This is a genomic window from Aquisalimonas sp. APHAB1-3 (assembly GCF_048323695.1).
In the GTDB taxonomy this organism is placed as follows: domain Bacteria; phylum Pseudomonadota; class Gammaproteobacteria; order Nitrococcales; family Aquisalimonadaceae; genus Aquisalimonas.
The window spans coordinates 1,067,784-1,089,733 of the sequence record NZ_JBLWFT010000001.1 but is presented as its reverse complement, the minus strand read 5'-3'; the positions used below and the strand labels follow the sequence as shown (position 1 = coordinate 1,089,733).

Annotated in this window: 19 protein-coding genes and 1 tRNA gene; 8 read left to right on the top strand and 12 right to left on the bottom strand. The window is 66.3% G+C overall.

Translation table 11 applies throughout. The features are described 5' to 3' along the window. Nucleotides 1–535 (bottom strand): AMP-binding protein (locus tag ACNSTU_RS05145; protein WP_418212152.1); only part of this gene is annotated, 535 nt, incomplete at its 3' end. 307 nt (nt 536–842) lie between these two features. Between ACNSTU_RS05145 and ACNSTU_RS05140 the strand changes: the two genes are divergently transcribed. Continuing rightward, a complete protein-coding gene (locus ACNSTU_RS05140; protein WP_290633252.1) occupies nt 843–2,339 on the top strand; it encodes a methyl-accepting chemotaxis protein in 1,497 nt (498 codons plus the stop codon). Between the two features lie 6 nt (nt 2,340–2,345). On the opposite strand, the gene ACNSTU_RS05135 is transcribed toward ACNSTU_RS05140, so the two are convergent. Continuing rightward, entirely contained in the window at nt 2,346–3,479 is a 1,134-nt protein-coding gene (locus ACNSTU_RS05135; RefSeq protein WP_418212151.1) for a zinc-dependent alcohol dehydrogenase family protein, read from the bottom strand. A gap of 150 nt (nt 3,480–3,629) precedes the next feature. Here ACNSTU_RS05135 and ACNSTU_RS05130 point away from each other — a divergent pair, with 150 nt between their 5' ends. Further along, nucleotides 3,630–4,172, top strand: coding sequence for a hypothetical protein (locus ACNSTU_RS05130; protein WP_290636976.1), 543 nt, complete (start codon nt 3,630–3,632; stop codon nt 4,170–4,172). Between the two features lie 43 nt (nt 4,173–4,215). Here ACNSTU_RS05130 and ACNSTU_RS05125 read toward each other — a convergent pair whose 3' ends face one another. The 3 genes from ACNSTU_RS05125 to ACNSTU_RS05115 all read right to left on the bottom strand — a co-directional run bounded on the left by ACNSTU_RS05125 (nt 4,216) and on the right by ACNSTU_RS05115 (nt 6,829). Continuing rightward, the gene (locus tag ACNSTU_RS05125; protein ID WP_290633246.1) at nt 4,216–4,518 is read right to left on the bottom strand and encodes a DUF4282 domain-containing protein; all 303 of its coding nucleotides are present in this window, start codon (nt 4,516–4,518) and stop codon (nt 4,216–4,218) included. Between the two features lie 146 nt (nt 4,519–4,664). Continuing rightward, nucleotides 4,665–5,537 (bottom strand): sirohydrochlorin chelatase, encoded by an 873-nt coding sequence (locus ACNSTU_RS05120; protein ID WP_418212150.1) that lies wholly within the window; start codon nt 5,535–5,537, stop codon nt 4,665–4,667. A gap of 20 nt (nt 5,538–5,557) precedes the next feature. Beyond that, the gene (locus ACNSTU_RS05115; protein WP_418212149.1) at nt 5,558–6,829 is read right to left on the bottom strand and encodes a serine hydrolase domain-containing protein; all 1,272 of its coding nucleotides are present in this window, start codon (nt 6,827–6,829) and stop codon (nt 5,558–5,560) included. Nucleotides 6,830–6,950: 121 nt separating this feature from the next. On the opposite strand from ACNSTU_RS05115, the gene ACNSTU_RS05110 reads away from it, so the two are divergent. Then, nucleotides 6,951–8,258, top strand: a complete 1,308-nt coding sequence (locus ACNSTU_RS05110) for a lactate 2-monooxygenase (RefSeq protein ID WP_290633240.1) — start codon at nt 6,951–6,953, stop codon at nt 8,256–8,258. On the opposite strand, the gene ACNSTU_RS05105 is transcribed toward ACNSTU_RS05110, so the two are convergent. From ACNSTU_RS05105 to ACNSTU_RS05075, 7 genes are all read right to left on the bottom strand, one after another. Continuing rightward, nucleotides 8,248–8,958 carry a hypothetical protein gene (locus ACNSTU_RS05105; RefSeq protein ID WP_290633238.1) on the bottom strand — a complete coding sequence of 237 codons (711 nt, stop codon included), beginning with the start codon at nt 8,956–8,958 and terminating at the stop codon, nt 8,248–8,250. The two genes, ACNSTU_RS05110 and ACNSTU_RS05105, sit on opposite strands and share 11 nt — an antisense overlap. A 180-nt stretch (nt 8,959–9,138) precedes the next feature. Then, nucleotides 9,139–10,608, bottom strand: coding sequence for a conjugal transfer protein TraF (traF, locus tag ACNSTU_RS05100; protein WP_418212148.1), 1,470 nt, complete (start codon nt 10,606–10,608; stop codon nt 9,139–9,141). Between the two features lie 148 nt (nt 10,609–10,756). Further along, nucleotides 10,757–12,667: an EAL domain-containing protein gene (locus tag ACNSTU_RS05095; RefSeq protein WP_418212147.1), complete on the bottom strand. Its 1,911-nt coding sequence runs from the start codon at nt 12,665–12,667 to the stop codon at nt 10,757–10,759. Then, nucleotides 12,664–13,242, bottom strand: coding sequence for a heme NO-binding domain-containing protein (locus ACNSTU_RS05090; RefSeq protein WP_418212146.1), 579 nt, complete (start codon nt 13,240–13,242; stop codon nt 12,664–12,666). The genes ACNSTU_RS05095 and ACNSTU_RS05090 overlap by 4 nt, the downstream gene beginning before the upstream one ends. 36 nt (nt 13,243–13,278) lie before the next feature. Continuing rightward, nucleotides 13,279–15,141 (bottom strand): putative bifunctional diguanylate cyclase/phosphodiesterase, encoded by a 1,863-nt coding sequence (locus ACNSTU_RS05085; RefSeq protein ID WP_418212145.1) that lies wholly within the window; start codon nt 15,139–15,141, stop codon nt 13,279–13,281. Nucleotides 15,142–15,271: 130 nt separating this feature from the next. Further along, nucleotides 15,272–15,799, bottom strand: coding sequence for a PadR family transcriptional regulator (locus ACNSTU_RS05080; RefSeq protein ID WP_418212144.1), 528 nt, complete (start codon nt 15,797–15,799; stop codon nt 15,272–15,274). A 116-nt stretch (nt 15,800–15,915) separates the two neighbouring features. Continuing rightward, on the bottom strand, nt 15,916–17,733 hold the full coding sequence (locus ACNSTU_RS05075) for an ABC transporter transmembrane domain-containing protein (RefSeq protein WP_418212143.1): 1,818 nt from the start codon (nt 17,731–17,733) through the stop codon (nt 15,916–15,918). Between the two features lie 82 nt (nt 17,734–17,815). On the opposite strand from ACNSTU_RS05075, the gene ttcA reads away from it, so the two are divergent. The 5 genes from ttcA to tgt all read left to right on the top strand — a co-directional run bounded on the left by ttcA (nt 17,816) and on the right by tgt (nt 21,797). Then, nucleotides 17,816–18,658: a tRNA 2-thiocytidine(32) synthetase TtcA gene (gene ttcA / locus ACNSTU_RS05070; RefSeq protein WP_418212142.1), complete on the top strand. Its 843-nt coding sequence runs from the start codon at nt 17,816–17,818 to the stop codon at nt 18,656–18,658. 151 nt (nt 18,659–18,809) lie between these two features. Further along, nucleotides 18,810–19,412 carry a hypothetical protein gene (locus tag ACNSTU_RS05065; protein WP_290634598.1) on the top strand — a complete coding sequence of 201 codons (603 nt, stop codon included), beginning with the start codon at nt 18,810–18,812 and terminating at the stop codon, nt 19,410–19,412. Nucleotides 19,413–19,533: 121 nt separating this feature from the next. Then, nucleotides 19,534–19,619 (top strand) — tRNA-Leu (locus ACNSTU_RS05060). A gap of 22 nt (nt 19,620–19,641) precedes the next feature. Next, on the top strand, nt 19,642–20,685 hold the full coding sequence (gene queA, locus ACNSTU_RS05055) for a tRNA preQ1(34) S-adenosylmethionine ribosyltransferase-isomerase QueA (protein WP_290637840.1): 1,044 nt from the start codon (nt 19,642–19,644) through the stop codon (nt 20,683–20,685). Next, on the top strand, nt 20,685–21,797 hold the full coding sequence (tgt, locus tag ACNSTU_RS05050) for a tRNA guanosine(34) transglycosylase Tgt (protein ID WP_290634657.1): 1,113 nt from the start codon (nt 20,685–20,687) through the stop codon (nt 21,795–21,797). Before queA ends, tgt begins: the two co-directional genes overlap by 1 nt. Nucleotides 21,798–21,950 lie beyond the last annotated feature (153 nt).

Sequence of the window (21,950 nt, the reverse complement as noted above, 5' to 3'; positions counted from 1 at the left end):
GCCACTGGAACTGCGGGTCGCCCTCGGCCAGCAGCGCCTCGTAGTCCAGATCGCTGAGCGGCTCGCCTTCCCCGTACTCCGGGTCGTCCACGTCGATCACCAGGATGTCGCGATCGACACGGCTCAGTGCCTCGTGGATCACCGGTGCGAACTCGCGGTCGGCGATCAGCACGCGGGCTTCGCCATGGCCGAGCATGAAGGCGATGGCGTCGGCATCCAGCCGCGTGTTGAGCGCATTCAGTACGGCACCGACCATGGGCACACCGAAATGGGCCTCCAGCATCTCCGGGATATTGGGCAGCATGGCGGCCACGGTGTCGCCCTTGCCGATGCCGCGGCGCTCCAGCGCGCTCGCGAGACGGCGGCAGCGAGCGTAGGTCTCGGCCCAGGTGCGGCGGATGCTGCCGTGAACCACCGCAGTGCGCTCGGGGTAGGTCGCAGCCGTGCGTTCGATAAAGGTCAGGGGCGACAGCGGGACGTAATTGGCCGGCGTCTGGTCGAGGTGGTGTTCGAAAATCGGTGCGGGCGATTGCATGACGTTCTCCTCCGGCTCGCGAATCGTTATCTCTAGTTACCACGGCCAGCGGCGCTGACGTAAGGGGACGGTTGCCCGCTGGCCACGTTTTGATCTGGGTCAATAGATCCGGTTACCCCCAATGGTGTCATGCGAGTACGGGAGAGGACAGGTTGTGGCCGCAGATCGGGTGGGCTGTGATGCGGATCACGCTTTCTGCAGCATTCTCTCCTATTCTTATAAAGTACAAGATATGTACAAGTAATATGCATTAACAACGCAGCTTTCATTGGGCGGGTAGGGACACCCTGGTTCGGGGACTGATTCCATGACCGAAGTACAAAGCAGGCTGGCCGAGACGTACCGCCGCGGCGACCGGCTCTCTCTGATTGTGATAGCTATCGCGTTGCTGCTCTCCGTTGGCATCATGCGCTGGTCCGGCACCTGGCATGCACCGGTGCTGGTGGGCGTGCCAACCTTGCTGCTGGCCGCGTTCGTCGCCTGGAAGCTGCCGGGAGCGCGGCTGACACGGGCGCTGATGGGGGTAGCCTACATGGTCATGGCTGGGTTGCTGATCCACCAGTCCCGGGGCTTGATCGAGTTCCACTTCGCCATCTTTGTGCTGCTGGCCTTTCTGCTGGTTTACCGGGACTGGCTGCCCGTGGTGGTCGGCGCCGCGACCACTGCCGTCCATCATGTGGTATTCCATCACCTGCAGCACACGGGGGCGCCCGTGTACATCATGGAGCGCGGTGACGCGTGGCTGGTGGCGGTGCACGCGGCATTCGTGGTGTTTGAGGCCATCGTGCTGGTTTACCTGGCACGGGTTTTCCATCGCGAAGGCGTGCAGGCGGCTGAGCTGGACGTGATTGCCGGTCACCTGCAGGAGCGGGACGGGCGTATCGACCTGGGGTTCCGGCTGCACGGGGCCTCCACGCCCCTTGCGCAGGGCATGAATACGTTCGTGGAGGGGGTGAACAGTGTCGTGGCCGAGGCGGTCAGGGTGCTGGACGAAGTGCGCGGGCTGGCTGATCGCAGTGAGACCGGAGCCGGTGAGGTGCACGACCGCGCCAGAGACCAGCAGAGCCGGCTGCAGTCCATCTCCTCCGCCATGACCGAGCTGACCGCCACCAGCGGTGAAGTGGCGCAGAACGCCGAGGCCTCCGCGTCGGCGGTGGAAGACGCCAACCGGCAGTCCGGCGAACTCCGGCAGGTCATGGAGGCTACGCTCGGGCAGGTGCAGGAACTGGAAAGGGCGCTGAACGCCGCCGCGGACGGCGCGGCGCAGCTCGAGGAACAGAGCCGCACCGTTGGTGAAGTTGTGGGCGTGATTCGTGACATCACCGGCCAGACCAACCTGCTGGCGCTGAACGCCTCCATCGAGGCCGCCCGTGCCGGCGATCAGGGGCGTGGGTTTGCCGTGGTCGCCGAGGAGGTGAGGGCGCTGGCAAGCCGGACACACCAGTCCACAGAGCAGATCGACGCGCAGATCGAGGCGCTGCAGTCGCATACTGCCGCCAGCGCGAGCATCATGCGCGACGGTGCCGATCAGGCCTCTGGCGGAGCACAGCAACTGGACACCGCCCGCAACCAGGTTGAGGGCGTCACTGGGCATATCGGCGGTATCGCCGACAACAGCCGACAGATCGCCAGCGCCGCGGAAGAACAGCGCCAGGTGGTGGAAGATCTCACGGCGCAGGTCGAGGAGATCAGCGCGAGCGCGGCGGAGACGGCGCGGGAGTCCAGCGACAATGTCTCCCGCAACCACCAGCTCCGGGATGTGATCGGAGAGCTGGAGGGGCGTCTCCGCCGTTTCAGTATCTGACGCCGGTCAGTCGTCGAAGACGATGACCTGCCGCACCGCCTCGCCACTGGCCAGGCGGTCGAAGCCATCGTTGATGGCGTCCAGCGTCAGGGTACGGCTAAGGAGCTGGTCGACGGGCAGCCGGCCTTGCCGGAACAGGCCCACGTAGCGGGCCACATCGCGCACCGGTACGCAGCTCCCCACGTAGCTGCCGCGCAGGGTCCGCTCCTCGGCCACCAGGCTGACCTGCTGAATCGAGACCTGGCGTTCCGGATGCGCGAGCCCACCGGTGACGGTGACTCCGCCGCGGCGGGTAATGCGGTAGGCGAACTCCAGCGCCTTCTCCGAGCCGGCCATCTCTATGGCGCTATGCACGCCACCCTCCGTGGCCTCGCGAATGCGATCCGCACTCCCGTCCTCGCTGCTGTTGAAGGTCAGCGTGGCACCAAGCTGCCGGGCCAGTGCGAGCTTGTTGTCGTCCACGTCGACGGCCACGACCTCGGATGCTCCGGCAACCAGGGCACCCATGACGCTGTTCAGCCCCACACCGCCAAGCCCGACGACCGCGACACTCTGGCCGGGGCGCACGTCCGCGGAGTTCACGGCCGCACCAACACCAGTCAGCACGGCGCAACCGAAGAGCGCGGCATGGGTCAACGGCAGTTCGGGGTCGATGCGGACCAACGAGTTGGTGGAGATTACGGCGTAGTCGGCGAAACCGGACACGCCCAGGTGGTGGTTGACGGTGGAGCCATCGGCCCGGCGCAGCCGGTGTCCGCCGCCAATCATCACGCCCTCGTTATTGGCCTTGCCGCCCGGTTCGCACAGGGCTGGCCGCCCCTCAGCGCACGGTCCGCAGTGGCCGCAGCTCGGGATGAAGACCGCCACCACATGGTCGCCCTCGCGCAGATCCCGAACACCGGGCCCCACCTGCTCGATCACGCCGGCGGCTTCGTGGCCCAGGGCCATGGGCACGGGTCTTGGCCGGTTGCCGTCCATCACGGAGAGATCCGAGTGGCAGAGGCCGGCGGCCTTGATGCGCACCAGCACTTCGCCTTCGCGGGGCGGGTCCAGGTCCAGTTCCTCGATCACCAGCGGCTGACTGTTCGAATAGGGGGCAGGGCGACCGATTTCCTGCAGCACGGCGGCACGGGTCTTCATGGGAGGGTTCTCCTTATCTTGTCTGACCGGGGATGCCCGAATACATTGCTGTCACCCTAGCAGAACTGCCGCGCGAGGGGACGTGTGGGCGCGTGCCGGTCCGGGCTGCTAAGCTGTCCGACGAGGACACAACAAGAAGAGGGTGACCCCATGTTGAAGCGTATCTCCATTCTGCTCGTCGCCGTGGCAGCGCTCGGTGGATTCACCACGGCCCAGGCCCTGGATGATGCCACCATCGATCAGTGGCTCGGCTCCATGAGCGAACTGCAGGAGTGGTCGGCGACCCACGATGATCTGGACGAAGATTTCGAATCTCCTGAGCACATCGACGACATGGATTTCGAAGCCATGCTGGCGGACACGGCCAGAGAGCATGACGAGATCCAGGGCATCATCCGTCGCCACGGCTATAGCGATGAGAACGAGTGGGCCGGTGTTGGCGACCGCATATTCCGCGCCATGATGGCTTCCGAGATGCGCATGAACCCGGAACGGGAACAGGAGATGGAGCGGGCGCTGCGGGAGATTGAAGAGCACCCGCAACTGTCGGACGAGCAGAAGGTCCGGATGCGCGAGCAGATCCAGCAGCAGATGGATGCGTTTTCCGGGATGTTCGAGGATGTGCCAGATGCGGATATCGAAGCGGTGCAGCGGCGTCGTGATGCGATCATGGATGTAATGGACGCTGACTGATCCAGCCGCGTGCCGCCCGTCGGGCGGCACGCAAGGCCGTCATTCAGAGATTCTGGCCGTTGTCGCGGATCTCCCGCAGGCGGTCGTTGATGCTGAACAGCACGATCCAGAACTCGCAGAACACGCGCAGGAACAGCCCGGCGAAGACGATGTAGAACAGCCCGCCGAGGAAACTGCCGAAAGTCATGCCGCTCTGCTGGTGCATGCCCGCACCTCCCATCATGCCGCCACTGAACATTATGGCCAGCCCCGACAGGACGATCACCACCAGACCCAGCCAGAACAGGATCTTGATCAGGATCGGGGCAATCATGCGGTCGAAGAAGAAAAAGTCCTTAACAGACATCTCGCGCTCCCATTGAATGAATTTTCGTTTTTGGAGCGTTCGATTCTATTGAGTACTCAACTGGTACTGAAAGGGCGCGGTGGCTGCACTGTGACGCGGGTCACGGGATGCCGGCCCGTGGTCGGCATCCCTCGGTGGTGCCCGCGTCAGGGGAGGGCGGGTGTGAGCTGGTCCGGTGTCTGTTCCAGCAGGACCCGCTCTCCGTGCAGCCCCTGGTTCAGCCGGTCGGCCAGTATCTCGACGATGCCCCCGTGCTCGCCGGCCAGGTGGGTCATGACGGTGCGCAGTCCGGGATTGCGTGCCTCCGCTTCGCGGCAGATGGTGGCCACGTCGCCCTCCGCGCCTGCGTGCCGGCCCGGCGAGAGGAACAGCATGGAGATGATGACCTCGCCATCCCGGAAGCCCGGTACATCGAGCAGGCGCTCCAGCAGCGGTTCGTTGAAGCGGTAGGCGTCACCGTCCCGGCGCTCCATGGAGCAGCCCACGACCCGCGATACCGTATCGCCAAGCAGCACACTCAGCTGCCCGGCCAGTCCATTACGCACCGCAGTGACTTCCGGGATCGGGCTGCCATGATCCACCAGCGCCACGGCTGGCCGTTCCATGCCGCCCTTCGCGCCCTCGACGCCGTCGCGGAGCAGATGCGCGAGCCGCAGATCGGTGGGGCCGAGCGGGTCCACCAGGCTGGGCGCCACGCGCACGCGGACATTCGGGAAATGCTCCTGGAGTGTACGGACCCGCTCCGGGATGTACTCGGTTAGCGCCCGACTGGGGCCGAAGAAGAACGGCAGAATGAGAAAATCGTCCACGCCTTCCCGGGCCCAGCGCGTGGCGGCGGGGCCGAACGTCTTCGCGGCCTCGCCGCCCAGGTCGGCGGCCGGCACCTTGTTGGAGTGGAGCAGCGATACCGGCTCCACCTCGGTGCCCGTGCGCTCCGTGAGCGCCGCGGCCACGCGCCGCAGGTTGAGCGTCGACGTGGCCCGTAGCGAACCGTTGTCGACCAGAAAGACCTTCTGCATCGGTGCTCTCCCGAGGGTTGTCAGTCAACAATGGCCTGATAGACCAGCGAGCGCAGCTCCCGCCGCATGGGCAGCAGACTCGACGGCATGAGCTGGGCCATCTGGATCACGATCAGGTCCTCTTCCGGATCGATCCAGAACTGGGTGTTGGCCATGCCGCTCCAGAAATACTCGCCGGGTGAGCCCATGGTCTCGGCCAGGGCCGGGTCCAGCACGACCGCAAAGCCGAGCCCGAAGCCAAGCCCGGCGCCCATGTGCGAGCTGTTGAAGCGCGGCTCGCCCATGTCCGCCATGGTACCGGGCAGATGGTTCATCTGCATGAACTCCACCGTCTTGCGGCCGAGTAGCCGGACGCCGTCCAGCTCACCGCCATTACGCAGCATCAGGCAGAAGCGCAGGTAGTCGCCGATGGTGGATGTGAGCCCGCCGCCCCCCGAGAACATGGTCACCGGTGCGTGGAACTGGCCGCCTGCGGGGTTATTGAACTCGGTGAGTCCGCCGGTCAGCTCCGGCGGCAGTTCCGTTGGCTGTGGCCCGATGCGCGGGGGTGGCATACGGGTGCTGGAGGTGTACATGGTGGCCAGGCGATCCTGCTGCCCGAGGGTCGCCCCGAAGCCGGTGTCGTGCATGGCCAGTGGTTCGAGGATCTCGTCGTGGAAGAAACGGTCCAGCGGCTTGCCGGAGATCACCTCCACCACCCGGCCGAGCACGTCGGTGGAGACGCCGTAGTTCCAGCGGGTGCCGGGGTGGAACAGCAGCGGCATCCCCGCCAGTCGCGAGACCATCTCGCCCAGTTCCGTGTCCGGTGCGTTGAAGCTGATGCCGTGGCGGTGGTAGAGCGTATCCACCGGTGATGCCATGAAGAAATGATAGGTGAGCCCGGCGGTGTGCGTGAGCAGGTTCCGCATGGTGATCAGCGTGTGCGCCGGCTCGCACTGCGGGTTGTCGGCATCGCCGCCGACCAGCACCTCCATGTTCTCGAACTCGGGCAGAAACCGGGCGATTGGGTCGTCGAGCTGGAATGCGCCTTGCTCGTAGAGCATCATCGCCGCGACACTGGTCACGGGCTTGGTCATGGAGTAGATGCGGAAAATGGAGTCCGCCGTCACCGGAGACCGCGCGTCCAGATCCAGGTAGCCGCAGGCGTCGAAATAGGCGGTCTCGCCGCCGCGATTGATCAGCAGGCTGGCCCCCGCCAGCCGCTCCCGCTCCACGTGCTCGCGCATCCACCGGCTGATCCGGCCGAGTCGTTCGCCGCTGAGTCCAACCGCCTGGGGACCTGTCGATTCCAACGCACCGCTCCTGTGATGACTGAGTGAGACATTCGTTCGAGCGTACTTGAATCCCGCATGTTGTGGTATGCATGGCATCGCAGAAAACCGGGAATAATAACGACGCGAGGAAAGCAGCATTATGAGCAATGCAGCGGAGAACGCCGCAACCAACGGGCCCATGGAACGCCAGCGGGCCATCTACAGCCGCGGGCTGGCGGCGAAGCCGCCGCGAGTGCCCACCGACTACGGGGAGCTGGAAGCCCGGGCCGAGCGCTGCATGAGTGCGCAGGCGTTCGCCTATATTGCGGGAGGCGCCGGCCGGGAGGATACCGTTGCCCGCAATCGGTCCGCCTTCGGGCAGTGGCAGATCGTGCCGCAGATGCTGCGCGACGTGGGCGAACGGGACACCGGGATCACCCTGTTCGGTCAGCGCCTGCCGTCACCCTTTCTGCTCTCGCCCGTGGGCGTGCTGGAAATGGCGCACCGGGATGCGGATGTGGCCGTCGCGCGGGCGGCCGCCCGGGCGCGGGTGCCGTATATCTTCTCCAACCAGGCAAGTCGGCCCATGGAGGCCTGTGCCGCCGCCATGGGGGATGCGCCGCGCTGGTTCCAGCTCTACTGGAGCAAGTCCGACACGCTGGTGAAGAGCCTGGTGCAGCGCGCCGAGCGCTGCGGATGCACAGCCATCGTGGTCACCCTGGATACCACGCTGCTGGGCTGGCGCAGCCGCGATCTGGACCTGGCCTATCTGCCGTTTCTGCGCGGCCGGGGGATTGCCCAGTACACCTCCGACCCGGTGTTTCTGGACTCGCTGGATGAACCGCTGCCGGCGGACGCCCGGAACGTGCGCCCGCCGGTGAATCTGCACACCCTGCGCGCCGTGCTGCAGGCGGCGCGGGCTTTTCCTGAAGGAACTCTGGCCAGCCTCCGCTCCGGGCGCGCACTGACGGCCGTCCGCCGGTTTATCGCCACGTATTCGCGACCCACCCTGACCTGGGACGATCTTGCCTTTCTGCGGGAGCACACCCGGCTGCCCATCGTGCTCAAGGGCATTCTCGACCCGGATGACGCCCGCCGGGCGGTGGACTACGGGGTGGACGGGCTGATCGTGTCCAATCACGGCGGGCGGCAGGTGGACGGTGCCGTGTCCACCATCGAGCAATTGCCGCGCATCCGCGATGCCGTGGACGGGCGGATGCCCCTGATCCTGGACAGCGGCGTGCGCGGCGGCGCTGACGCGTTCAAGGCGCTGGCGCTGGGGGCCACGGCGGTGGGCATCGGTCGCCCTTACTGCTACGGCCTGGCCATCGCCGGGGAGGCGGGGGTCGGAGAGGTGATTGCCAACCTGAAAGCGGATTTCGAGCTGACCATGGCGCTGGCGGGGTGTCGCTCCATCAGTGAAGTAACCGCGGAACGGCTGCGTGCCGGCGACGCCGTCAGCGCGTGAGGCGGCCCGAGTCCGGGTCCGGCGTCTCGGCTCGTGCTTCCTCCAGTGCCCAGACCAGCATGCAGCGGAGCTCTTCCCGGTCCGACAGGGCCGGCTGTGCCGCGCGCCAGGCCAGCAGCAGCGATGCCACGGCCGCCAGCCCCAGCCCGGACCACTGGGCGAGGGCGGTGAGGCCGTGCTCGGCCACGTAGGGGGCCGCGGCGAGCAGCCCGAACGCGGTCAGCAGCGCCAGCACGGCGGGGCCGGTGCTGGCCGCGGGGTAGCCGCGCCGCCGCATCTCCCGCTCGGCATCACAACATGTGAGGGCGCTCTCGAGGGTCGCGGGGGTGAACTGCGGGTGCTCCTGCAGCCGCTCGCGGAACAGTGCATACCGGGCGCCCAGCATGCCGCGGCGGTAGCGGCGCAGGAGCGCATTCTGCCGGTTTGAGCCTTCCCGTGCCTGGATCACCGCCATGGCGCGGTCCTCCAGCACCAGCCCGCCAAGCAGGCCGATGAGCAGCACCACCACGACCACCACGGCCGGCGTCCACCAGCCCTCGGTGATCAGCGGCGCCACGGCTAGTGCCGAGATGGCGAAGAGCACGCAGATCAACAGCGCCAGCCCCGAGAAGCTGACCACGTGCCGCGTGAGAAGCAGTGCCAGAATGCGCGCCCGGGAGCACTCGTCGTAGATCTGCTGGATGAGTAGCCATTCTCGCAAGGCGAGCGTCCTTCCTGCATGGGGCCAACGGGGATGCAGCGCGCCGGCGGCGCGGGTGCGGCCGCCAGCCGGACGTTACCTTACGCGTTCCGGTTGCCGTCGGGAAGGGAGAAACGGTCGATCGGCACGGGGCCGGGCGGCGCCGCAGCCGCCGGCCCGTGGGGGTGTCGTGCTACCAGGTCAGAACTGGAGGTCCAGGGCGACGTTGACCTGCACCGAGCGCGGCATCTCGTTGCCGTCGAACGATGCCGTCTCCAGCGCATAGGCGGCGTCGATGTGCAGGGCGCGGAAATAGGTCACCCCCGCCATCACGTAGCTCAGCTCCTCGCCGGCCAGGTTCTGCTTGTAGCCGAGTCGCGGGCTCGGGATCCAGAAGGTCTGCGGCACGTAACTGCCGTGGATGGCCGCCCATTGGTGCTCGTCGCCGGTGGTGTCGGCCACGCTGTTGGCGTCCAGCCGTGCCCCCGCCACCCAGCGGCGGTTCTGGGTGAACACCTGGCCTTCCAGGGTGATCTGCCGCTCCATGGTCCAGCTGCTGCCGTTGCGCTTGGCCTGGGGGTTGGCCTTGAAGAAGGCGCAGGACTGCGCGTCGGGGTCGTTTCCGCAGACATCCGGGTAGTCGAAGGAGGGCTCGTTGATGTTCTTCAGGGTGGCGCCGGCGGAGTAGCTGCCCGCCATCCAGTACAGCCCGGCGTCCAGCCCGAGGCCGTTGGACGTCTCCTGGTTGTCCCCGAACTCGTCCTCGGCCCGGTCCTCGGTGTCGTCACCCTCGTCCAGCAGGACGCCCGAGCGGGCCAGGGTGACCTGGTACATGTTCAGGGTGGCGCCGGCGTGCAGCGTTCCCAGGGCGTTGCTCATAACCTCCCGCGAGTAACCACCGCTAAGGCGGCCAACGATTCCGCCCTGGACCGCCAGGCCGGCATCTTCATTGGGTTCCAGAGTCGCCAGTGTTTTGTCGCCGTCCATGATGATCGGATATCCCGCGTCGTCTTCCCCGATACTGAGCTCTGTGATATCGATATCCGAATCGAGTTCGTCGTTGCTGTCCAGAAGCTGATCGAACCCGGTAGAGAACGCGTCACCAGACGATTCGACCGCGGCGCGACCTTCGATGTAGGCGCCGTAGTCCACTGTAATAACGCCTCCAAGGCGTTCCGACCGAATGCTAAGTGGCGCGGCCGGCCCCCCAAGGGAGCCGTTGAACTTCACGTAAGCTGCATCGGAGACTTCGCTCACGAATGTGTTGGCGTCGTCCTCGAAGACAGTGATGTCACCTATCAAAGACTCAAGATCGGCTTTTGCCTTTTCGATGTCTTCCTGCGAACTTATTGATTCAAGCGTGTTATCGAATTCGACTAGACGTTTGTCGAGTTTCTCGAAATCATCCCCGATCCGCTCCAGATCCTGATCGAAGTCGTCCGCCTCGCCGATCTCGATGCCGAGCCCGATGTTCGCCAGCCCGGCGCGCACGCGGCGCTCACCCAGGGAGGGGGCGGCCGGGTTGCCGGTGACGGCGATGGCCACCTCGTGGGGCGCGGAGCCGCCGTAGGTGAGCTGGGCTCCGGTCGGCTGGCCCATGGGATGGGCGTGCACACCCGTGAACGCCGTGGCGGCCGCCAGGCCGCCGGCAATGGTTGCTCGTCTGATCATCTGTTGTGCCCCTGCTAGGCGGTTGACCCGCTGAATTCTTTTCTGCCGGAGCCCTTCACGCTTGCACCACCCCGACACCTGTAAAGGCTATCGGTATCGCGACGGCGATGGTGTGACGCGCTGCACGGGATCCGGACGCGGTCGGGCCTCAGCGCAGGGTGAGGCGATGCTGCAGATGAGCGATATGATCCAGGAAGCCGGGCCGGGTGAATGCCTGGGGTGTCTGTGGGCGCGCGAGCAGGAAGCCCTGGAAGAGGTTGGTGCCGAGCTGGCTGACGGCCTGGAGCTGTGCCTCTGTCTCGACGCCTTCGATAACCACCTGCAGGCCAATGTCCTCGGCGAGTCGGACGATGGTGGTCAGTACCCGCAGGGCGCGGTCGCTGGAGGTCACCGGATCCACCAGGCTCTTGTCGATCTTGAGCACGTCCAGGGGGAGTTGTTGCAGATAGGCCAGGGAGGAGTAGCCAGTGCCGAAATCGTCCATGGCGATGATGGCGCCGGCGGCCTGGAGCCGCTTCAGCACGTTCGCGGCGTGGGCGGGGTCGTTGAGCACCGAGCGCTCGGTGACCTCAAGCTGGATCCGGTGCACAGGGGTGTCCAGATCGTGGATGAGTTCGAGCAGTTCGTCGGCCGCAGTCCGGCTGGCCAGCTGCTCCGGGGCGATGTTCAGGCTGAGCAGAAACCCGTCGCCGAAGCGCTCCGCCATGGCCGGGCAGTGCATGGCCTCGGCCGCAGCGGCAAATGCCTGCCGGGTCACCGCATCGATGGAACCGGTGCGCTGCGCGGCATCCAGATAGACGCCGGGCGGAAGTAGCCCGTGCTCCGGGTGGTGCAGCCGCATCAGGCCCTCGAAGGCGTGAACCCCGCCGGTGGCCATGTCCACCACCGGCTGCAGATGCGCCGTGATCCACTGCTGCCCGATCGCCTGGGCGAGCACGTTCTCGGCGTCCCGGTCGGCGAGCATCCGCTGCTGGAAACGGCGTGAGAAGACCCGGGTCACCGCACCCGCGGGCTGCTGGCGCACGGCGCGCATGGCCGTGCGGGCGCTCTCCAGCAGCATGGCCGGATCGCGGCTTTCCAGTGTGCTGGTATCGGCAATGCCGACCGCCGGACGCAGCCACAGGCGTTCGTTGCCGACCACGAGGGTGGTTTCCATGAGGCCTTCCAGGTTGGCGCTGATTAGCTCGGGTGCAGTTGCCGCGGGTGCGATGGCGGTGACTGTGTCGCCGGAGGTCAGCCCGATCCGCAGCGGCCCGTGGGGAATGAGGTCCGTCAACCGGTGGGCTACGTGCTGGTGGACGGCGCGCAGGCTCTCTTCGGGGCTGGACGTGGCCGAGCCGCCCAGAATGCGCATGCGGACCATCACGGCGATTGAGTCCTCGCTGTCCAGGTCCAGGTCACCCAGGTGCGCCAGCAGTGCGCGTTCGGTGAACAGCCCCGTTTCCGGGTCGTTCCAGAATCGCCGGGTGATGTCCGTCTGCGTACCGCCGAGCCGCAGGACGTGGCCCCGGTGATCCCGCAGTGTGGCGCCGCGCGCCAGCATCAGGCGCTCCTGGCCGAGCACGTCCTCGCGTAAACGGAACTCGACACGAAGGTGTTCGTCCTCACCGGTGAGCACACGGCGGATGGCGCGCCGGATCCGCGGGGCGTCGCGTCGGTGGACCAGCTCGATCCAGCGGGCGGTGGTCCAGTCGCGACTGCTTTCCGGGTGCCCGATCTGCTCCAGCCAGCGGTCGGAGACCAGGAGCTGATCCGTGTCCGGAAGCCATTCCCAGACGCCGTCGTTGGCGCCCGCGATCACCAGGTTCAGCCGTTCCGTGCGCTCCACAACGCGCTTTTCCAGCTCGGCGCGCGCCTCTTCCACTTCGCCGAGGTTGCGGCGGATCTGTTCCAGGACGAAATTCACCAGCATCGCCAGCTTCTGGACCTCCAGATCGTCGCTGTCCACGTCCACCCGCAGGTCGAAGCGGTTGTCGACGACGTCGCAGAGGGTATTGGCAATCTGCGCGATGGCCTCCCGCGTCGAGGAGGACGCGGAACGGCCGGGGCGATCGGTCATTGCGTGGCAGCCTTGCCGGTATCCTTGTGGAAGCTGATGCGGAACGTGCAGGCGTCATGTCCCTGATGCCGGCACTGGAGTTCCTCGACGCTGCCCGGTTCCTCATAGAGCCGCAATACCCGTTCAGCCAGGGCGCCGTAGAGCTGGCATAGCTGCAGGTGGGAGCGGTAACGCACAATGAGGTCGCCGCCGTCTTCGGTGATCTGGAACTTGTCCCGTACCTGTTCCCGCGCCTCCGGGTCGCGCAGCCCGGCGCCAAACGCGCAGTGGATGGTGGGTTGACGCAGGAGAAAGTCCCGGGCCGATGGGGCCAGTTCGAAGAACCGCGGAAAGATCTCCCGCGCCTCCGCCAGGAAGTGGTCCGCATACAGGCCCCAGAGCGTCCGCTCGTCGATGCCCATGTTCATGGCGGTGGCGGTGATCAATGCGGAGCACTGGGTGTCGGGGAAATCCTGGTGGATGGGGAAGTAGGTCTCCGGGGCCAGCCCGCAGTCGGTCAGGATGCGGCGTTTCAGCGGGGTGCCGCCTTCCTTCTCCAGCAGCACCAGCAAGGTGTGTTGTATCAGTCCGATCATGGCTTGCAGCCTGCGCTCTGCATTGAGGTACTCGTATCACGTTCCACGCTCGTGCCCAAGGCCGGGCACAGGCTGCGGTCTCATAACTTCCATGGGTTCCGGACGCCCGAAGCGATACCCTTGGGCCAGCAGTATCCCATGGTCCCGGACGGCCTGCTCCTGCGCGAGAGTCTCGATGCCTTCCGCCACCAGGGAGACTCCGAGGCCGTCGGCCATGGCCACCACGCTCTCCACGATGGCCCGCTGCAACGGGTGCTCGGCGCCGAGCTGCTGGACGAAGCGGCGGTCGATCTTGATGCGATGTATCGGCAGGTCGGCGATGACCGTGAGGGAGGAATAGCCGGTGCCGAAGTCATCCAGAGCAATGCGCACCCCGGCGCTGGACAGCGCCTCCAGCGCGGCAAGCGCGCGGCCAGGGTCGGTGACCACCCGTTCGGTGATCTCGAGGTAGAGCTGATGCGGACCGATTCCGGAGGCGTCGAGCAGTTCGCTCACGTACGCGGGAAAATCGGCGTGGTACAGGGTTGGTGCGGCGATATTCACGGACATGACCGTGTCCGAACCCGCCATGGCGGCGACAGTCTGCTTCAGGATGAGTCGGTCCAGATCGACGATCAACCCGTTGCGCTCCGCAACGGGAATGAACTGATCCGGAGTCAGGCGCCCCATGTCCGATGTGTCGAACCGGGAGAGCACTTCGAGTTCGCGGACGGCGCAGCCGTCGTCCAGGGCGACGATGGGCTGGCAGTGCAGCGCGATGGCACCGTCTTCGCCGTTGATCACCCGGCGCAGCCGCTGGTCGATGAGCAGGGTCTGGCGGGCGCTCTGGTTCTGGGGCGGCCTGTAAACCCGGGTCGGTTCCTGCGAGTGTTTGGCGCTGTACATGGCGGCGTCGGCGGCCTGCTGGAGGTCGTCCACCGTCTCACCGTGGTCGGGAAACACCGCGATGCCGACGCTGGTGCCGCACTGGATGGTCTCCCCGGCGAGGCTGAACGGGGCCAGCAGGGCGTCGTGGATCCGTGCTGCCATGGCCAGCGCACCGTCCGCGTTGGTCAGCGGCAGCAACAGGCCGAACTCGTCGCCGCCCAGGCGGGCGAGCAGGTCGCTGGTGCGACAGACACCGTTGATGCGCGCAGTGATCTGGTTGAGCAGTTCATCGCCAACACTGTGGCCGAAGGAATCGTTGACGTCCTTGAAGCGGTTCAGATCGATGAAAAGCAGCGCCATGGCGCGGTTCTCGCGACTGGCGAGGGCCATGTGGCGGTTTGCCTGGTCGACGAACGCCCGCCGGTTGGCGATGCCCGTCAGCGGGTCGGTGTAGGCGAGGGTTGCCGCTTCGCTCTGGCGCTGCTCCTGGGCGTGGATCAGCGCCAGCAGGTTGAGCACTGACGCGGCATAGGCCACGTCCTCCGCGGGAATGGGGTCGTCCGTGCTGTCGACCAGCGCGATGGCGAGCTGGAGCGTCTCCGTAACCGGGCAATTCAGCACGACATGGGAATTCAGCGTGCTCAACGGCAACCCGGTGGCGCTGCGCGCGGCATCCAGCGACCGGAACGAGTCCGCCCAGGACGCCGTGCCGGCCGGGTCATGCGGTGTGAGATCGGTGTCCAGCCGCAGTACGCCCCCGGTCGCCTCTTTCACCGTGGACGCCACCAGCAGCATGCCTTCGGCGGGGCCGTTCCAGGCGAATACCCCGACAATGCGGAGGTGTGTGGCGAGCTGCGATAGGGCGTCCCGGGTCAGGGCGCGCGCATCATTGATATCGGCAACCGCCCGGGTGGACAGCCGCACGAAGAGTTCCAGACGGGCGTTGCGTTCCCGGAGATGTTCCAGATCCGCGAGGTGGCGCGCCTGGGCGATCGGGTCAGCGCCCCGATCGCCGTCATGGGAGTGAGGCAATGTGGCGCCCTATTGATTCAGTGATGGCGAAGACAGCGTTATCGGCTTGTTCACCGATGGTAGCGTGTCACCCCGGGTGGAAGATACTGCGGTGGCCATGTTCCGGCCGGGCGGTCACGGGGCGAGGGTGTCAGCGCTGCTTCAGTTCCACACGGTGCTCGCGGATGTAGTCGCAGGCGGCGGCCATGAGGGCACGACGGAAGCCGGCAGCAAAGCGCATACCGGCGGGGGTGCCGTCGCCGCTCTCCGCCAGCCAGCGGTCTGCCTCGTGCATGGCGGCCTCGAACTCGCTGTGGCGTTCGTCCAGCACCCACTGGACCTGTTCCGGCGGCATGAAGTGGGCGAAGCACAGCAGTGCGAGAAACTCGGAGCGGGTCTTGTGCCGCCCCGGTGACTGCAGCAGAGAGGCCACGAACGCATCATGGCCGGCATCCGTGATGCGGTAGCGCTTCTTGTCCGGCCGCCCGCGCTGAGTGATCTCCTGACAGTCCACCAGCCCCTCCTGCAGCAGTGCGGCCAGCGCGGGGTAGATGGAGCCGAAACTCACGTCGAGAAAATGGCCGAACCGCTCCAGAAGGAGTTTGCGGATCTCGTAACCGGAGGCATCGCCTTCGGTGAGAGCGCCGAGACAAAGGGTGCGTGTGTCCAGCGGGTCCACCTCGGTGGTCGTAGGGAAAGAGCCTGAACCGTTATATAGCACACCGAAATAGTGCCGCTTAGATCGTTTTTGTCAGTGGCAATCGACTCTTAGATCAGGCGTGCTGCATTGCAGCATCACCCACGGGCAGGATGCTTGCTTGCTGGTGTTTGAGCTGGCTCCGTGCTGAATTGAAGTGCCGCCAGGTGCGCATATACGGGGCTGCTTGCGATCAGTTCCCGGTGGCTGCCCTGTGCCTCGATCCGCCCGTGCTGCATAACCACGATGCGGTCCGCCGACTGCACCGTGGCCAGACGATGGGCGATGACCAGGCTGGTTCGGTCACGCATGAGGTCGACCAGCGCTGCCTGTATCCGCGCTTCACTGTCCGCATCCAGGCTGCTGGTCGCCTCGTCCAGCAGCAATAGGGCGGGATTGCGCAGAATGGCCCGGGCGATGGCGATGCGCTGGCGCTGACCGCCGGAAAGCTGTACGCCACCGGGGCCCAGCTGGGTGTCGAAGCCGTCCGGGAGGCGATCCAGGAACTCCGTGCAGTGCGCCGCCGCGGCCGCCTCGCGGATGGCGCCCGCATCCGCGTCCTGGCGTCCGTAGCCGATATTGTCCCAGGCGTTGCCGGTGAACAGGGTCGGCTCCTGTGCCACCAGTCCGATCTGTGCGCGCAGTTCAGCAGGATCCAGGGCTCGCAGATCGTGGCCGTCGAACAGAATGCGGCCCGCCTGCGGGTCGTAGAACCGCAGCAGGAGCCCGAACAGCGTGCTCTTGCCGGCGCCGGACGGTCCCACCAGGGCGACCCGTTCCCCCGGTGCCACGGTGAGGTCGAAATCCTCGATGACGGGGTCGGCAGGGCGTGCCGGGTAGGCGAAGCGCACGCGCTCCAGGGTGACGGCGCCCTGGACGGGCCGGCGGAGGGGTTGTGGTTCGTCTGGTGCCGTAATGGCCGGGCGCGCGGCGAGCAGCTCCATTAGCCGTTCGGTGGCCCCGGCGGCGCGGAACAGCTCCCCCGACACCTCCGACACGGCGCCTGTCGCGCCCGCAGCCAGGACGGCGTAGAACACGAACGCGGAGAGTTCGCCGCCGGTCATACGCCCGGCCAGCACGTCGTGGCCACCCTGCCAGAGGATGATGCCCACGGCGGTGAACGCGAGCCCCATGGCCATGCCCACCAGCCAGGCGCGCTGGCGGATGCGGCGCATGGCGGTGGTGAACGCGGTATCCACGTGGCCTTCAAAGCGCGCCCGGTCGGCGGATTCATGACCGAACGCCTGTACCGTGCGGATGGCCTGCAGTGTCTCGCCGGCGTGGCTGCCGACGTCGGCGATGCGGTCCTGGCTGGAGCGGGACAGTCGCCGCACCCGACGGCCGAAGAACAGAATGGGGATGAGCACCACCGGCAGCCCGACCAGTACCAGCGCGGTCAGGCGCGGGCTGGTCACGAACAGCATGGCGATGGCGCCTACGAGCAGCAGCGCGTTACGCAGGGCAATGGAGAATGACGAGCCCAGGATTGTCTGTAGCACGCTGGTGTCGGTGGTCAGCCGTGACTGGATCTCGCCCACGCCGTTCAGTTCGAAAAACGCCGGCTCCTGGCGCATGACGTGGTTGAACACCGCCTTGCGCAGGTCCGCGGCCACACGTTCGCCGATCCACGAGACCAGATAGAAGCGCACGGCCGACGCCGCGGCCATGAGCAGGATGACACCCAGGGTCAGCGCCAGCAGCCTGTCCAGCTGCGCCGGGTCGTCGCCGAGGAACCCCTGGTCCACCACCAGCCGCAGGGCCTGCCCAACCGCCAGCACGCTACCGGCCGCCACCACCAGTGCGACTACGGCAGCGAGTACGCGCCCGCGGTAACGGCGGAGGAAGCCCGTCAGGTGGCGCAGCGGCTCCAGCCGGACGGCATGCGGGCGCTGGGTTGTGGTGTCGCCGTGCTGCATGGGATGGTCCGCTTGCCTGGTTGGGTCCGGGGCGGCACGGATGGTATAAACCCCCATCGCAACAACCCGCCCGGAATCCGCGATGAATCTGAAGTCCCTGGAAAAACGCCTGACCTACCTCACTGCCAATGCGATCCGTGATTACCGGATGGTGGAGGACGGCGACCATATTATGGTCTGCCTCTCCGGCGGCAAAGACTCCTACGCCATGCTGGAGATGTTCCGGCTGCTGCAGCAACGGGCGCCGGTGCGGTTCGACATCACCGCCGTCAATCTGGACCAGAAGCAGCCGGGCTGGCCGGAGCACATTCTGCCCGATTACCTCGACAGCGTCGGCGTGAATTACCGCATCCTGGAGCAGGATACCTACAGTGTGGTCAAGAGTGTCCTCCCGGAGGGCAAGACCATGTGCTCGTTGTGTTCCCGGTTGCGCCGCGGGGCGCTTTACACTGCGGCGGAAGAGATGGGCATGAACAAGATCGCCCTGGGGCATCACCGCGACGACCTGGTCGAGACGCTGTTCCTCAACCTCTTCTATGGCGGGCGTCTCGCCACCATGCCGCCCAAGCTGAGGAGCAACGATGGCAAGCACGTGGTGATCCGTCCGCTGGCGTACGTGCCGGAGCAGTATCTGGAAGAGTACGCCGGGCACAAGGCGTTCCCGATCATCCCCTGCAACCTGTGTGGCTCGCAGCCCAACCTCAAGCGCGCGGAGATCAAGCGCATGGTGCAGGCGTGGGAGCAGGAGGATCCGAACCGGCTCAATGTCATCCTGCGCAGCATGCAGAACGTGAGGCCGTCGCACCTGGCGGACACCGACCTTCACGATTTCGCCGGGTTACAGGGCAGCGTTGCACCGGGCATGCCGGATCCGGTGACCGGCGAGGAGGACGCGTTCGCCGGGCTGCAGGCGGACAGGGCGTAAGCATCGCGCGGGTCTCTCTCTCCTGCGGGTAAGGTGCGCGATCGTGGTTTATCCTTCCCTTGGACGGCCGGGAACCCTGGCCCTTCCCGCGCGTCAAAGGCGGGGATGAAAATCACCGGGCCGTTGGCCCGTCAACCGGAGGCGCTCATCAATGACGAACGAGAACGAACCACGCACCCTCGACGAGGCGGACGCTTACGATCGCAAGACCCGGCGCCAGCTCTGGATCGGGCTCGCCGCGGCGGCCACGGTGGTGATTGTTCTGATTCTTATTGTCATGGAGAGCCGTTATCGCGCCGCACTGGATGATCCCCAGCCCAGTGCCGCGCTGGATGAAGCGATGGCCGCGGTGGTGGCCGATCTTGCCCCTCTGCCGCTGGACGCCCGCGAAATTGTGGTCACGACCCGCGGTGAGCAGAACCCCCGCTACGAAGTGGTCATTCGCGACGCCGACGGCGACCATCTGTACGATATGACGCGCAGTGCCCGTTCCGCCGGCGTGATCGATCATGGCCGCCGGGCCGGGGAAGCCATCAACTTCCGTGTCGTGCTCTCGCTGTCCGAAGACGGAGAGCTGGACGGCGCCTACCGTCCGGATCGTGGCGTCTCCGTGGAGCGCTACCAGGAGGTGGCGGCCGCACTGGTCCGCGAATCCCTGATCGCCTGGCACACACACCAGAGCTATCCTGAGCCCGACACGCAGGAGCGCACCAGCGACGAGATTCGCGACGGCTGGCGTGCAGTCATGGACTGATTCTCCTCCGGCGGGGCCCCGGTGGCGAGCGGGGCCCGCTGGGCATTTTTCCCCGGTTTGTGGCAGACTACGCGCCCTGTGGCGCGGCCGCGAGTCTAACGGGTGGCACGCCCAACACCATGCCCCGGTGGCGGAACTGGTAGACGCGCTCGACTCAAAATCGAGTGGCCTTTGGCCGTGGGAGTTCGACTCTCCCCCGGGGCACCATATTCTTGTGCTGAACCCTCCCATGCGCCGACGTGATTTCCATTTCGATCTCCCGCAGGAGCTGATCGCCGAGCGGCCCCTCGAACGCCGGACCGACAGCCGTCTTCTGTGCCTCGATGGCACCACGGGTCAGGTGGCGGACCGCGCATTCGCCGACCTGGGGTCGTTACTGCGGCCGGGTGACCTGCTGGTGCTCAACGATACCCGCGTGATTCCGGCGCGCCTGTTCGGGCACAAGGCGTCGGGCGGTCGCGTTGAAGTATTGCTGGAACGGGTGCTCGGGGATCGGCGGGTGCTGGCGCACCTGCGGGTCAGTCGTGCCCCGGCAACCGGGACGTGGCTCCATCTGGATGGCGGCGTTGAGGCCGAGGTGGAAGGGCGCGACGGCGCCTGCTTCGTGTTGTCGATTCACGGCGTCGAGGACCTGTTCGCCTACCTGGACGCCCACGGCCACGTGCCGCTGCCGCCCTATATTCAGCGCGCCGACGAAGCCGCCGATCACGATCGCTATCAGACCGTGTTCGCCCGGGAGCCCGGCGCGGTGGCGGCACCCACGGCGGGGCTCCATTTCGATGCGGCGATGCTGGAACGGCTTGCCGGATCGGGTGTGGAGCAGGCCCAGGTGACGCTGCATGTCGGTGCCGGTACCTTTCAGCCGGTGCGTGCCGAGAACGTGGAAGAGCACCACATGCACAGCGAGCTGCTGCAGGTCCGGGAGCGGACCTGCGAGCAGGTGCGGGCCTGCCGTGAGCGCGGTGGCCGCGTAGTGGCCGTGGGCACGACGGTGGTGCGGGCGCTGGAGAGCGCCGCCCGCGACGGCGAGCTGTCACCGTTCCAGGGCGAGACCGACATCTTCATCTACCCGGGGTACCGGTTCCGGGTCGTCGACGCCCTGGTGACGAATTTCCACCTGCCGGAGTCGAGCCTGATCATGCTGGTCAGTGCCTTCGCCGGGCACCGGCATGTCATGGCCGCCTATGATCATGCGGTCGCCCGGCGCTACCGGTTCTTCAGTTACGGCGATGCCATGTTCATTCACCCCCCGTCGGCGGAGGCCCGGGCATGATGGAGTTTCAGCGTTTGTCCAGCGATGGCGCCGCGCGGCGCGGACGTCTGACGTTTCCGCGCGGGACTGTCGAGACGCCGACGTTCATGCCGGTGGGCACCTACGGCACGGTCAAGGCCATGACCCCGGGCGAGCTGAAGGACCTGGGTGCGGAGATCATCCTCGGCAATACCTTTCACCTGATGCTCCGGCCCGGAACCGAGATCATCCAGGCCCATGGCGACCTGCACGACTTCACCCAGTGGCAGGGCCCGATCCTGACCGATTCCGGCGGTTTCCAGGTGTTCAGTCTTGGCGCCCTGCGGAAGATCCGCGAGGAAGGGGTGACGTTCCAGTCGCCGGTGGATGGCAGCCGCGTGTTCATGGGGCCGGAGGAGTCCATGGCCGTGCAGCGGGCGCTGGGTTCGGACATGGTCATGATCTTCGACGAGTGCACCCCTCATCCGGCGACTGAAACCGAGGCCCGGCAGTCCATGGAGCTTTCCCTGCGCTGGGCGGAACGAAGTCGCAAGGCGCACGGGGACAATCCCAACGCCCTGTTCGGCATTGTCCAGGGCGGCATGTACGACCACCTGCGCAGTCGATCCATCCGGGGGCTGCGGTCCATCGGCTTCGACGGTTATGCCGTGGGCGGACTGGCGGTGGGTGAGACCGAAGAGGAGCGCAACAGGGTCCTGGAGCATCTGGAACCGGAACTCCCCGGCGGCTGTCCACGCTACCTGATGGGCGTTGGCCGGCCGCAGGATATCGTCGAAGCGGTGCGGCGCGGGATCGACATGTTCGACTGTGTCATGCCCACGCGCAACGCGCGCAACGGTTACCTGTTCACCCGCGGCGGCATGCTGCGCATTCGCAACAGCCGGTTCGCCCGGGATACTCGGCCGATCGAGCCCGGCTGTGAATGTCATGCCTGCCTGCATTACAGCCGCGCCTATCTCAAGCATCTTGACCGCTGCAACGAGATCCTTGGCAAGCGTCTGGCAACCATCCATAACCTGGCCTTTTACCAGCGGCTCATGCGCGAGCTGCGCGAGGCGATCGAGGCGGGGCGGCTGGATGCGTACGCCGAGGACTTCTACGCCCGGCAGTCCGCAGGGATCGATGCCCTGTAACGCGGGATTGCAGTGGTGCCGCGTACCGATGGCCGGCTTGCCGGTCATGGGGCGGCGGGCGTGTGCCTGTGGCATAATGCGCACCCGGTACCGTGGCCGTTTGCCCGGGTGCGCGCATAGTTGACGCCCGCGTGACCGCGGATGCATTGTTTG